Origin of the sequence: Streptomyces sp. NPDC002809 (assembly GCF_040295435.1) — a bacterium.
Taxonomy (GTDB): domain Bacteria; phylum Actinomycetota; class Actinomycetes; order Streptomycetales; family Streptomycetaceae; genus Streptomyces.
In genome coordinates, this window is the sequence record NZ_JBEOVJ010000038.1 from 64,099 (window position 1) to 76,627 (window position 12,529).

At 69.8% G+C, this 12,529-nt stretch carries 14 protein-coding genes and 1 pseudogene; 1 reads left to right on the forward strand and 14 read right to left on the reverse strand.

What is annotated here, in order from left to right; translation table 11 throughout:
• Positions 1-9 precede the first annotated feature (9 nt).
• The 11 genes from ABT025_RS22565 to ABT025_RS22615 all read right to left on the reverse strand — a co-directional run bounded on the left by ABT025_RS22565 (position 10) and on the right by ABT025_RS22615 (position 9,258).
• Positions 10-924 carry a diacylglycerol kinase gene (locus tag ABT025_RS22565; RefSeq protein WP_350997215.1) on the reverse strand — a complete coding sequence of 305 codons (915 nt, stop codon included), beginning with the start codon at positions 922-924 and terminating at the stop codon, positions 10-12.
• A gap of 18 nt (positions 925-942) precedes the next feature.
• Positions 943-1,899: a twin-arginine translocase subunit TatC gene (tatC, locus tag ABT025_RS22570; protein ID WP_350997217.1), complete on the reverse strand. Its 957-nt coding sequence runs from the start codon at positions 1,897-1,899 to the stop codon at positions 943-945.
• A 49-nt stretch (positions 1,900-1,948) separates the two neighbouring features.
• Positions 1,949-2,239, reverse strand: a complete 291-nt coding sequence (gene tatA / locus ABT025_RS22575; RefSeq protein WP_326740533.1) for a Sec-independent protein translocase subunit TatA — start codon at positions 2,237-2,239, stop codon at positions 1,949-1,951.
• Between the two features lie 279 nt (positions 2,240-2,518).
• Positions 2,519-2,716: a hypothetical protein gene (locus ABT025_RS22580; RefSeq protein WP_148016158.1), complete on the reverse strand. Its 198-nt coding sequence runs from the start codon at positions 2,714-2,716 to the stop codon at positions 2,519-2,521.
• A gap of 48 nt (positions 2,717-2,764) precedes the next feature.
• Positions 2,765-3,043, reverse strand: a complete 279-nt coding sequence (locus ABT025_RS22585; RefSeq protein WP_350997220.1) for a hypothetical protein — start codon at positions 3,041-3,043, stop codon at positions 2,765-2,767.
• Positions 3,044-3,061: 18 nt separating this feature from the next.
• The gene (locus tag ABT025_RS22590; RefSeq protein WP_350997223.1) at positions 3,062-4,018 is read right to left on the reverse strand and encodes a helix-turn-helix transcriptional regulator; all 957 of its coding nucleotides are present in this window, start codon (positions 4,016-4,018) and stop codon (positions 3,062-3,064) included.
• 13 nt (positions 4,019-4,031) lie between these two features.
• A complete protein-coding gene (locus ABT025_RS22595) occupies positions 4,032-4,985 on the reverse strand; it encodes a helix-turn-helix transcriptional regulator (RefSeq protein WP_123468663.1) in 954 nt (317 codons plus the stop codon).
• A gap of 113 nt (positions 4,986-5,098) precedes the next feature.
• Positions 5,099-5,473 (reverse strand): FKBP-type peptidyl-prolyl cis-trans isomerase, encoded by a 375-nt coding sequence (locus ABT025_RS22600; RefSeq protein WP_350997226.1) that lies wholly within the window; start codon positions 5,471-5,473, stop codon positions 5,099-5,101.
• A gap of 43 nt (positions 5,474-5,516) precedes the next feature.
• On the reverse strand, positions 5,517-6,485 hold the full coding sequence (locus tag ABT025_RS22605) for an FKBP-type peptidyl-prolyl cis-trans isomerase (protein WP_350997229.1): 969 nt from the start codon (positions 6,483-6,485) through the stop codon (positions 5,517-5,519).
• 142 nt (positions 6,486-6,627) lie between these two features.
• The gene (gene pafA / locus ABT025_RS22610) at positions 6,628-7,989 is read right to left on the reverse strand and encodes a Pup--protein ligase (RefSeq protein ID WP_350997232.1); all 1,362 of its coding nucleotides are present in this window, start codon (positions 7,987-7,989) and stop codon (positions 6,628-6,630) included.
• A 9-nt stretch (positions 7,990-7,998) separates the two neighbouring features.
• Positions 7,999-9,258: an MFS transporter gene (locus ABT025_RS22615; protein ID WP_350997234.1), complete on the reverse strand. Its 1,260-nt coding sequence runs from the start codon at positions 9,256-9,258 to the stop codon at positions 7,999-8,001.
• Between the two features lie 131 nt (positions 9,259-9,389).
• On the opposite strand from ABT025_RS22615, the gene ABT025_RS22620 reads away from it, so the two are divergent.
• Complete coding sequence (locus ABT025_RS22620; RefSeq protein WP_350997237.1) at positions 9,390-10,427, forward strand: LacI family DNA-binding transcriptional regulator; 1,038 nt, start codon at positions 9,390-9,392, stop codon at positions 10,425-10,427.
• 55 nt (positions 10,428-10,482) lie between these two features.
• On the opposite strand, the gene prcA is transcribed toward ABT025_RS22620, so the two are convergent.
• The 3 genes and pseudogenes from prcA to ABT025_RS22635 all read right to left on the reverse strand — a co-directional run.
• A complete protein-coding gene (gene prcA, locus ABT025_RS22625) occupies positions 10,483-11,334 on the reverse strand; it encodes a proteasome subunit alpha (RefSeq protein WP_350997240.1) in 852 nt (283 codons plus the stop codon).
• A gap of 59 nt (positions 11,335-11,393) precedes the next feature.
• Complete coding sequence (prcB, locus tag ABT025_RS22630) at positions 11,394-12,239, reverse strand: proteasome subunit beta (protein WP_350997246.1); 846 nt, start codon at positions 12,237-12,239, stop codon at positions 11,394-11,396.
• A pseudogene (locus ABT025_RS22635) lies at positions 12,191-12,376 on the reverse strand (endonuclease domain-containing protein); the annotation flags it as partial. The gene prcB and the pseudogene ABT025_RS22635, both read right to left, overlap by 49 nt.
• Between the last annotated feature and the right edge of the window lie 153 nt (positions 12,377-12,529).

The following is a 12,529-nucleotide window of genomic DNA, read 5'->3' on the forward strand; positions in this document are numbered from 1 at the left end:
CCCGGGCGCCTACCCGTCGGACGGGCCGGGGAGAACCGGCCCCAGCACCCGGGCCGCACCCGGTACACAGGTGGCGGTCAGCGGCAGCGGGCCGAGCGGTTCGCCGTCCGCGTACGCGGTGACGCCAACCGCTTCGATCGCGATGCTGCAGACCCGGTGCACCGTGACGACGGGGTGGCCGAGGTGCGTCCCCTTGTAGACCTTGGGGAACACCTTGAGGAGGGTGGTGCGGCTGCAGTCGCCGACGACGGTCACGTCGAAGAGGCCGTCGTCCATGACGGCGTCCGCGCAGATCCGCATGCCGCCACCGTAGGTCGACCCGTTGCCGACGGCGATGAGTGTCGCCTCGATCTCCCGGAACGGCCCGCCGTCCAGACTGATGCGGTACGAGATGGGCTTGAAGGCGGCGAGTTCGGCGAGGATCGCCAGGTCGTACTTGAACCGGCCGCCGACCCAGCGCATCCGGTTTCCGCGGTCGTTGACGCGGGAGTCGAAGCCGGAGGCGAGCACGGACCCGAACCAGCGCTCACCGACCCGGCCGAGGTCGATCTCGCGGACGGCGCCGCCCTTGAGCGCCTCGGCGGCCAGCCGGCCCGCGGCAGCGGGGTCCCGTATCGGCATGCCGAGGGCACGGGCGAAGTCGTTGCCCGTACCGACGGCGACGACACCGAGCGGGGTCAGGGTCCCGGCGACCGCCTGGAGGGCGAGGGACATCATCCCGTCCCCGCCGACGGCTATGAGGGCGCCCGTCCCCCCGGCCACGGCCTCGCGCGCCCGGCGCAACGCGTCGTCGGCGTCCTCACCGAGCACGGTGCGGACGGAGAATCCGGCGGCCCGCAACGCGGAAGCGGCCGGCTGCGCGGCGTGCGCGCCCCGGCCGCGTCCTGCGGTGGGATTGACGAAAAGGGTGATCTCGCTGGTCACCCGGGGGACCTTACAAGGTCAGGTGATGTCGTCGTAACCGTCTCGCCGGCTCGATCGTCCGCCGTCCTGCTCCCCATCGGCCTGTGCGGGCAGCGAAGCCGACACGTTCTCCATGTCGCCGATGTCCTCAGGGGTGAGGTCCAGCTGCGAAGCCTCGTCGTCGTCGAGTTCGGCGTCGGGGTTGCCGCGATTCCTCCGACGGTCGTTGAGCATGCAGATGCCGAGCGCGATGAAGTAGAGCAGCACGATCGGCGCGGCCAGCGTGATCATCGTGAGCGGGTCACCGGTCGGGGTGGCCACTGCGGCGAAGACCGTGATGCCCATGACCATGGCGCGCCACCACGACGCGAGCCGCTTGGCCGTGAGGACTCCGGTGAAGTTCAGCAGGACGAGCAGGAGCGGCAGCTCGAAGGCCAGACCGAACACGATCACCATGCGCGTGACGATGTTGAGGTAGTCGTCGACGGGCAGCAGGTTGGTCGTGTTGTCGGGGGTGAAGTCCAGCAGCACGTTCGCGGTCTGCGGCATCAGGATGTACGCGAGTGCCGCGCCCACGAGAAAGAGCGGCACGCCCGCGCCGACGAAGCTCAGCGCGTACTTCTTCTCGTTCTTGTGCAGGCCGGGGGCCAGGAACGCCCAGAGCTGGTAGAGCCAGATCGGAGTGGAGAACACCACTCCCGCCATGAGGGAGACCTTGAGCGCGATCGAGAACGGGCCGACCAGACCGCTCACCGTCATCTCGGCGCAGGGCCGGCCGTTCACCTGCTTCTTCTGACCGTCGCTGCAGCCGACCGAATCCAGGATCGGGCGGATCAGGAAGTCGATCAGTTCCTTGTAGAAGAAGGCCGTGACCGCCGTGATCACGATGACCGCCACGACCGCGATCAGCAGTCGGTTACGCAACTCACGCAGGTGATCAGCGAGAGGCATCCGCCCCTCGCCGTCCTTCTCCTGCTTGCGGGCAGACTTGAGCAACCCACTTCCCTCGTCTCGTGCGGCAGCGGCCGGAGGAATCCGGCAGCTGTCAGCTCTGGGTGGTGGGCTTCGCTTCGTTCACCGGGCGGGAGCTCGTCACGTCACCGGGAGCGGCCTGAATCGTGCGCGCGGCTGCGGGCTGCTGAGCACCCTGGTCGGCGACCGTGTCCGTCGGCGCCGCCGGCTCGTCGTCCTTCTTCATCGCCTTGGCCTCGCTCTTGAGGATGCGGGCCGACTTGCCGAGGGAACGGGCCATGTCGGGAAGCTTCTTGGCACCGAACAACAGCAGGATGACAGCGATGATCAGAACGATCTCGAGAGGCTTCAGATTGCCCATGATGTGCTTCCTTCTCGCTGAGGCGGCTGGAGGTGGGCTCGCTGCCCTTTGGGCCGGACACACGTCCGACCATTTCGCTGGGAGCGATCGTAACCCGCGGGAGTAAACGCGAGGCAATGCCTGTGCATACATTCGACAGCGGCCCGCACCCCCTGCCAGGGCCGTCACCAGCAGCGTACCTCCCGCCACTGTGAAAAAGGAGGCCGCGCCCGCCCGGATCGAACGGGCCCCAGGGCCTTTCGTCCGGCCCCCGCGAGCCCCTCCCGATCCGAACGGGAGGCCCTAACGCAGGGTTTCGCCGGTGGCCGCGAGATTCGTCGCAGCGCGCTCCAGGTCCTCCGCGGCCCGGTTGATGCGCTCAGTGGTACTTGTCACCTGGTGACCGAGGCGCTGGGCCTCGATGAAGACCTTGACGGCCAGCACGCCCAGGACGGCGATGCCGAGGAATCCCAGGGCGATGGCGAGCATGGGCCAGAACATGCGCAGAGCCTCGATGTGTCTCGTGTCCGAAGGGTCCGGAGCGGTGTCTCAGGTGCCGGCGTGCAGGCGCAGCGTCCGCACGCCGCCGCCGGTGAGTAGCTCCACTATCCGCTCCCCCGCGGGCCGGCGGACGGACGCGTCGCACGAGGGACAGGTGAAGGAGTAGAACGTGGTCCGGCTGCTCGCACCGATCGCGAGACGGAACTCCGCCGCCGCGAGTTCGAACCTGGCGCGGCACTCCGGGCAGGCGGCCTTGAACCGTACGGATTCGGGGACGACCACGGTCGGCACGCCGGAAACACTGGACACCACAGACATATTGGGCATATCTCCTCAGGTGTCCCCTCAGACCAGCTCGTCGTAGGCGGCGAGGGCCGCCCGGGCCGCGGTCCGGGCGCTCCGCGCCAGCTCCGGCGGCGAGACGATGCGCCCCTCCCCGCCGAGCCGGAGCGCGAGCCTTCGCAGCGATGCCGGGTCGGGGGTGCGCAGGGTGATCCGCAGACCGCCGTCAGGCAGCTCCTCCGCGCTGTCGTGCGGGTAGTACTCGGCGACCCAGCGTCCGCCGGGGCCGACCTCGACCACGACCTCCGGGTCCTCGGCCGCGGGCTGGACCAGCCCCTCCGACAGGTCCCGGAGCTCCAGCTCAGGCGGTGCGGCCGGCTCGTCGAGCAGCCGGATCTCGGCGACCCGGTCGAGGCGGAACGTACGCCGGTCCTCGGAGGACCGGCACCAGGCCTCCATGTAGGTGTGGCCGACGGCGAACAGCCGGATCGGGTCCACCTCGCGCTCGGTCAGCTCGTCGCGCGCGGGCGAGTAGTAGCGCAGCCAGAGCCGGCGGCGTTCGGAGATCGCCCGGTCCACGTCGGCGAAGACGCCGCCCTCGGACTCGAAGGTGACCGAGAGACGGGAGCTCGCGGCCCCGACCTCACCGGCGGCGGCCTCCAGCTTGGCGGTGGCCCGCAGCAGTGCCTGCCGGTCGCTCTCGCGCAGGCCGGGCAGCGTCGCGACGGCGCGGGCGGCGACCAGCAGCGCCGTCGCCTCGTCGGCCGCAAGCCGCAGGGGCTCGGCGACATCGTCCGGATTGTGCCACCAGATGCGGTCGCCGTCCGTGTCGATGTCCAGCAGATCTCCGCCGCGGAAGCTCGTCCCGCACATGGGCAGGACGTCGAGGTCCGAGATCAGCTCGTCCTCGGTGATCCCGAAGGCCCGGGCGACGTCCTGGACGTGGGCGCCGGGGCGCTCGCGCAGATACGTCACCAGGGAGAGCATCCGGCGGGTCTGGTCGATGGCGTTCGTGGCCATGAATACGGTCCCCTCAGTCCTTGGCCACGGCGCGCAGCCGGTCCACCACGTCGGCCCGCAGATCCGCAGGTTCCTGTACGACGACGTCCGGACCGAACTCGACGAGCCAGGCGTCCAGACCGTGTCCGTACGGAATCTCCAACTCCTCCCACCCGTTCCCGAGTTCCCGGACCGATATGGCCCGGGCCCGCAGCGGGTAGCCGGAATCGGCCCGCAGTCTGATCAGCGCGGTGCGGGTCGCCGTCTCGCCCGCCCAGCTCTCGACGGTCTCGCGGACGGTGACCACGTCGGGCACCTCGGCGGTGAAGGCGCCGGCCCGGGAACGGACCTTGCCCGCGATCCGGGAGAGGCGGAACACCCGCTCCGCACCCCGCCCCCGGTCCCAGCCGGCCAGGTACCAGTGGCCGCGCCAGCATTCCAGCGTCCACGGCTCGACCTGGCGCTGCTCGGGGCGTGCCGCATTGGCCTTGCGGTAGTCGAAGGTCACCGGCCGGCGGTCGCGGCAGGCCAGCATCAGCGGCTCGAACGCGGCCTCGTGGACGGGGATACGGGGTTCGAGGGCGCTGTGCACCTCGTAGGCGTCCTCCGCCTCCGGCATTCCCGCGGCCCGCAGCTTCTGCAGGGCTCCGCTGGCGGCCCCTGCCAGCCGGGCCTGCTGCCAGACCTTGGCGGCCAGCCCGAGGGCTGCGGCCTCCTCGGCGTCCAGTGTGATCGGGGGCAGCCGGTTGCTGTCGCGGCGGGCGAGGTAGCCGGTGTCGCCGTCCAGGTTCTCCACGGTCTCGATGACCAGACCGAGCTCGCGCAGATCGTCCTTGTCTCGCTCGAACATCCGGTTGAAGGCGTCGTCGGAACCCGCTTCGAGATAGGCCTCGATGGAACCGCGCAGTTCGCGCTTGCTGAGCGGGCGCCGGGTCCCCAGCAGACACAGTGCCAGGTTCATCAGCCGCTCGGCCTTGGCAATCGCCATCGACGCCCTCTCTGTTTGCTCTACGACCCTCGACCGTACCGCTCCGGAGTGTCCGGACAAAAGCGAGGGCCCGCGCCTTTCGGCACGGGCCCTCGGAGCGCGGGGGCGCGGGATCAGACGGCGACCAGGTCGCAGACGAAGATCAGCGTCTCGCCCGGGGCGATCGCGCCGCCGCCGGCGCCACGGTCACCGTAGCCGAGGTGCGCGGGGATGGTCAGCTGGCGACGGCCGCCGACCTTCATGCCCTGCACGCCCTGGTCCCAGCCCTTGATGACCTGACCGGCGCCGAGCTGGAACTGCAGCGGGGTGCCGCGGTTCCAGGAGGCGTCGAACTCCTCGCCGGTGGAGAAGGCCACGCCCACGTAGTGCACGGAGACGGTCTGGCCGGCCTTGGCCTCGGCGCCGTCGCCTTCCCAGATCTCCTTGATCTCCAGGTCGGCCGGCGGCTCGCCACCCGGGAAGTCGATCTCGGGCTTCTCGATGCTCACTGACTTGCTCCTCTAAATGATGAACTGGGCAACCGGGACAGTCTTACATCTTTGCCAGGATGTCCACGGCGAAGACGAGCGTCGAGTTCGCGGGGACGGACTGCTGCGCCTTGTCGCCGAGGCCCTGGTCCGGCGGGACGACGAGCAGCACACGGCTGCCGATCTTCTTGCCGATCAGGCCGTTCTTGAGCCCCTTGAGCGTGACCTGGGCGAGCGGGAAGGAGGCGGTCTTGCCCGTGGTGTAGGTGTTGTCGAACTCCTTGCCGTCCTTCCACAGCTTGGCCACGTAGTTCACGACGACCGTGTCGGTCTCCTTGACGACCTCGCCCTTGGACTCCAGGACGTAGTTGGAGACGAGCTTCTTCGGCGGGGTGACCTTGCTCGGGATCGTGAGGGTCGGCGCCTTGCCGTCGGTGTTCGTGCCCACCTTCGGCAGGTCGACGTTGTCCTGGGCGACCGGGGTGCCCTTGGCCGATGCCGGGATCTGCTTCGCCTTCAGGATGTCGACGACGAAGACGAGGGTGGCGTTCGCCTTGATGTCGCCCTGGCCCTGCGCGCCGTATCCGAGGTCCGGCGGGATGACGAGCTCGACCCTGCTGCCGACCTTCTGACCGACCAGGCCCTTGTCCCAGCCCTGGATGACCATGCCGGCACCGAGCGTGAGATCGAACGGCTGCTTGCGGTCGAAGCTGTTGTCGAACGGCTTGTCGGAGTCCCAGGCCTGCCCCAGGTAGTTGACCTGGATCGCGTCGCCGTTCTTGAGCGTGGCGCCGTCACCCTCGCTGACGACCTTGGTCTTCAGCTCTTTGGGAGGGGTTCCGGTGCCCTTGGCCAGGGTGGGCTTCTCGCCGAACTTCGCGCCCGCGGTGATGGCGGGGAACCCGCCGTTCGCGGAGGCGGACGCGGAGGCGGACGCGGAGGCGGAAGCGGAGTCGGAGCCCTTGTCGTCGCTGCCGCAGGCCGCTGACACCAGCAGCAGGGGGACGACGAGAAGGCCGGCAATTCGGCGCACTGGTTCCTCAGATCTCAGACGACACATTTGTTGGGACGCAAGCCCCAGGGGGTCCCCGACACTCTAGGGCGTGCGCAGGGCCCCGTACGAGGAACGTACGGGGCCCGAGTCGCGCGGGAGCCGAGGCGCGTCCTGCGCCGGCTCACATACCCGCGATCAGCTTCTCCACTCGGTCGTCGACGGATCGGAACGGGTCCTTGCACAACACCGTGCGCTGCGCCTGGTCGTTGAGCTTCAGATGGACCCAGTCGACGGTGAAGTCCCGCCGCTGCTCCTGGGCCCGCCGGATGAAGTCGCCCCGCAGCCGCGCCCGGGTCGTCTGCGGGGGCACCGACTTGCCCTCGAAGATCTTCAGGTCGTTGCAGATACGGGCGGCCTGGCCCTTGCGTTCCAGCAGGTAGTACAGGCCCCGGCGGCGGTGGATGTCGTGGTAGGCGAGGTCTATCTGGGCGACCCGCGGATTCGACATGGTCATGTTGTGCTTGGCCCGGTACCGCTCGATGAGCTTGTACTTCATGACCCAGTCGATCTCGGTGCCGATCCGGTCGAGGTCCTCGGCCTCGATCGCGTCGAGCGTACGGCCCCACAGTTCGAGGACCTTCTCGACGTTGCCCGTGCGGATGCCGCGGCGGTCCACGAAGTCCACGGCCTTCTCGTAGTACTCGCGCTGCACCTCGATGGCGGACGCCTCGCGGCCGCTGGCGAGACGGACCTTGCGCTGCCCCGTGATGTCGTGGCTGACCTCACGGATCGCCCGGATCGCGTTCTCCAGGGTCAGATCCCGCATCACCGTGCCCGCCTCGATCATGCGGAGCACCAGGTCGGTCGCGCCGACCTTGAGGAGCATGGTCGTCTCGGACATGTTGGAGTCACCGACGATGACGTGGAGGCGGCGGTACCGCTCCGCGTCCGCGTGCGGTTCGTCGCGCGTGTTGATGATCGGACGGGAGCGCGTCGTGGCGGAACTGACGCCCTCCCAGATGTGCTCGGCACGCTGGCTGACGCAGTAGACGGCGCCCCGCGGGGTCTGCAGCACCTTGCCGGCGCCGCAGATCAGCTGTCTCGTGACGAGGAAGGGAATGAGGATGTCCGCGAGCCGGGAGAATTCTCCGTGCCGGGCCACGAGGTAGTTCTCATGACATCCGTAGGAGTTTCCCGCCGAGTCGGTGTTGTTCTTGAAGAGATAGACGTCGCCTGCGATTCCCTCCTCGTGCAGGCGGCGTTCGGCGTCGACAAGCAGGCCTTCGAGAATGCGCTCGCCGGCCTTGTCGTGAGTGACCAGTTCGGTCAGGTTGTCGCATTCGGGGGTTGCATATTCCGGATGCGATCCCACGTCGAGGTAGAGGCGGGCGCCGTTCCGCAGAAAGACATTGCTGCTGCGGCCCCATGACACAACACGGCGGAAGAGGTAGCGCGCCACTTCATCAGGAGACAGTCGGCGCTGTCCCCTGAACGTGCACGTGACGCCGTACTCGTTCTCCAGCCCGAAAATGCGGCGGTCCATGACTGAACATTACGCCTGATGGCCCGAGCTGAAACCGGGTTCGACGGCACCGTTTCGATCATTTTCCGATCCTCGCACCGCGACAGCACTATGTCCGGGAGCTGCGAGGACCTTTCCGGTGGCCAGCAGAACGACCAGCGCGGCCACTCCACCGGCCCCCGCCACGGCGAAACTCCACGCCGTCCCACCCACCTCCACGGCCGGGCCCGCCACGGCCGTCCCCGCCGCCGCGCCCACCCCGAACGTCGTCACGAGCCAGGAGAACGCCTCCGTCACCGTGCCCCGCGGGGCGTGCCGGTCGACGACGATGAACGAGCACGCGATGGCCGGGGCAAGGAACACCCCGGCGACGGCGGCCAGCACCGTCATCGCCACCACACCCGGCGTCAGGATGAGCGGCAGATAGCCCAGCGCGAGCAGCGCCACGATCACCCGGAGCCGGCGCTCGGGCGGTCCTGACCACTGTCGTGCCCCGTACACCGAGCCGCCGATCAGCGCGCCCAGGCCCAGGGCGGCCATCAGCCAGCCGTAGACGGACTCCTGGCCGTGGTCGTCGGCGTACGCCACACCCGCCACGGTGATGGATCCCAGCGCAAGCCCGACGAAGAAGAAGGAGCCGAGCAGCGCCAGCAGTCCCGGCGAGCGCAGCGCCCCCAGCCAGTGCGCCTCACGGGGCGCGGAGCGCCAGGCCCTGGACGGCTCGGACAGGACGACGGAGAGCGCCCCCAGGACGCCGATCGCGTTGATGACGAGCAGTGCGGCAGCCGGCGACCGGAGCGAGACCAGGACGGTCACCAGCAGCGGCCCCACCGTGAACATGACCTCCTGCGCGACCGCGTCCATGGCGTACGCCCGGTGCACCCGGTCCTCGCTGCCGAGAACGCTCGGCCACAGGGCCCGCAGGCCCCCCTCCAGGGGCGGTGTGGCCACGCCCGCGACGGCCACGGCCGCATAGGCGAGCGGCAGCGACGCGAAGCCGGCCACGGCGAGCAGGGCCATGCCGAGGGCCGAGAGGACGGCGGCGGGCAACTGGACACGCGGCTGGCCGTAGAGATCCACGGCGCGGCCCAGCAGCGGCTGGCCGACCGCCGTGCCCAGCCCGTACACCGCGGCCAGGGCGCCCGCGAGGGCGTAGCTGCCCCCCTCCGCGCGGGTGAACAGCACGATCGCGATGGGGGCGGTGCCGTTCGGCAGCCGGCCCACCAGGGTGCCCGTCAGCAGCCGGGCGGCATGCCGCGCCCGGAGGATGTCCAGATATCCCGCGGCCATGTCCCGCCCTCTCCTTGGAGCGCCTTGCGGCCACCCGAGGTTTTACGTATAACTTCCGGGTTCATACGTACCATGAGCCCAGTCCGCAGGTCCACCTCGCAGCGCCTGCACAGACCGGCCCGGAGGCCCGCGTGACCAGCCCAGCAGCGCCCGGCCCACCCCGGCCCACCAGCCGCGACGTCGCGCGGGCCGCAGGCGTCTCCCAGGCCACGGTCTCCCTGGTCCTCGGTGACAAGTGGCGCGGCCGGGTCTCCGAGGCCACCGCCGGCCGGGTGCGCGACGCAGCCCGCGGCCTCGGCTACCGGCCCAACCTCGCCGCCCGGAATCTGCGCCTCGGCCGCACCAGGACCGCCCTGCTGGTCGTCCCCGCGCTGACCAACGAGTTCTTCGCCCGGGTCTACACCGGGGCCGCCGCGGTCGCCGCCGAGCACGGCTTCGGCGTCGTCCTCTACCCCTCGCCCGACGGCACGGGGCCGGCCCGGGACCCCTTCGCCTCGGCACGCGCCGCCCTGGACGGGGTGATCGCCTCCTCCATGGCCGCCGACGCCCTCGGCGCCCTGCACGGCGTCGGCCTCCCCCTGGTCATGCTCGACAGCGACCCCGCGGCACCGGGACCCGCAGCCCGGGTCAACCTCGACATCGCCGACGGGATGCGACAGGTGACGGAGCATCTGCTCGCCCTGGGCCACCGCCGTTTCATCCATCTCGCCTCGGCCGTCGACTCCTGGACGTTCGCCGTCCGCGCCCGCGCGCTCCGCGACGCCCTGAGCGGTGTCCCCGGCACCGGGGTCCTCACCGTCCCCGCCGCACTGGACGTACGGGCCGGTCGCGAGGCCACGGAGCGGGCGCTGGCTGCTCCGGGCCCCCGCCCCACCGCCATCGTCTGCGACGACGACATCCTGGCCGCGGGCGCGTGCAAGGCCGCTCGCCGGCTCGGCCTGCGGGTTCCGGACGACCTCTCCGTCACCGGGTTCGACGACCTGGCCCTGGCCACGGCCGTCGAACCCGAGCTCACCACGGTGCAGCTGCCCGCCGAGCAGGTCGGCCGGCGCGGCATGAGCGCGCTGCTGGCCGTGCTGGACGGCAGAACGGCCGAGTCCGGCAGCCTGCCGGTGCGGCTGGTGGTCCGCGGGTCCTCCGCGCCGCCGCCCGGCCGCCACGCCACATGACTGTGCCCCGGCCCGCCGAGGAGGCGGACCGGGGCACGGAGACCGGCAGAGCCGGCTACTCCACGTCGCCGCCCGAGTCGGTGGAATCACCGGCATCGGGGGCGGCCTTCTTCTTGCCCGTCCCGGTGCCAGCCGTCGTCGCGGAGGTGTCCGTGCCCTCGCCGTCCTCCGTGTCCGAAGGGGCGTCCGTCGGCGTCGAATCGGCGCCGTCCGCCTCCAGCAGCCGGGCCAGCTGCCGGCCGACGATCCGCTTGAACTTGCGCTGCTGCGGCCTCGTACGGTCCAGGACCGCGACCTCGAGCCGCTCTGCGGGGATCTCCCGCTCGCTGCCGTTGGGATCGCGGGACAGCGCCTGCACCGCCAGCTTCAGCGCCTCGGCGAGGGACATCCCGTCACGGTGGCGCTGGTCCAGGAACGTACTGATCTGTTCCGCGTTGCCGCCGACCGCGACCGAGCCGTGCTCGTCCACGATCGAGCCGTCGTGCGGCAGCCGGTAGATCTGGTCGCCCTCGGGCCCGGCGCCCACCTCGGCGACCACCAGTTCCACTTCGTACGGCTTCTCGGCCGCACTGGAGAAGATGGTGCCGAGTGTCTGCGCGTAGACGTTCGCCAGTCCACGCGCCGTCACATCGTCGCGGTCGTAGGTGTATCCGCGCAGATCGGCATAACGCACTCCGCCGATGCGGAGATTCTCGTACTCGTTGTACTTGCCGGCGGCGGCGAAACCGATCCGGTCATAGATCTCGCTGAACTTGTGCAGCGCACGGGACGGGTTCTCGCCGACGAACACAATGCCGTCGGCGTACTGCAGCACAACCAGGCTGCGACCACGGGCGATGCCCTTCCGGGCGTATTCCGCCCGGTCGGCCATGGCCTGCTGAGGTGAGACATAGAACGGCGTCGACACCGGCTATCCGTCCCTTTCTGTCAGAGTCAGGAGCATCGAAGAAGACTCGAAACGAGCGGTCAGAGCAGCGCGGCGCGTGGGCCGTCGGGCTGTTCCAGCCGGCGTTCCAGAATCGAGCGGGCAATCTCCGAGGATTCCACCTCGGTCAGCTTCCGGAAGCCCTCTTCGGTGATGACGGTGAGGATCGGATAGATACGACGGGCCACGTCCGGGCCGCCGGTCGCCGAATCGTCGTCCGCGGCGTCGTACAGCGCCTGCACGACCAGCGTGAGCGTCTGCTCCTCCGTCAGATCCTCGCGGTAGAGCTTCTTCATCGAGCCACGGGCGAAGATCGAGCCGGAGCCGGTGGACGCGTACCCGTGCTCCTCGGAACGGCCGCCGGTGACGTCGTAACTGAAGATCCGGCCCCGCTCGCGGTCGACGTCGTAGCCGGCGAAGAGCGGCACCACGGCGAGCCCCTGCATGGCCATCGCCAGATTGCTCCGGATCATCGTGGAGAGCCGGTTGGCCTTGCCCTCCAGGGAGAGCTGGGCCCCCTCGACCTTCTCGAAGTGCTCCAGCTCCAGCTGAAAGAGCTTGACCATCTCCACGGCAAGACCGGCCGTACCGGCGATACCCACCGCCGAGTACTCGTCGGCCGGGAAGACCTTCTCGATGTCGCGCTGCGCGATCATGTTGCCCATGGTCGCCCGCCGGTCACCGGCCAGGACGACGCCGCCGGGGAAGGACGCCGCGACGATCGTGGTGCCGTGCGGCGCCTCGATGGCCCCCTTCATGGGCGGCAGCTGCCGGTTGCCCGGGAGCATCCCGGGCGACTGGTCGGACAGGAAGTCCATGAACGAAGAGGACCCGGGCGTCAGGAAGGCAGCTGGTAGACGCCCGGTGCTACGAGTGTTGGCTTCCACGCGTTTCCCTCCAGGTAAGCGATGGCCCTGCGCTAGGCGTCAGGAGCATCTCCCAACTTGCCTACGGCCGAATTGCAGTTCAAGCACCGTATGCCACGGACCCTACCCGTCCGACCGGGGTGATCCACATGTGTGGCGGAGGTATTCGGAGCGATCACGATCCGTGCCCGCGGGTCGTGCGGCACGAGCGGAAGCCCGCCCGCCGACGCGATGAGCGACACCACCGTGACGAGGAAGCCGGTCAGCACCACCACGCCCGCTGCCAGCCAGGCCTTGCGGTTCCCGGGGAG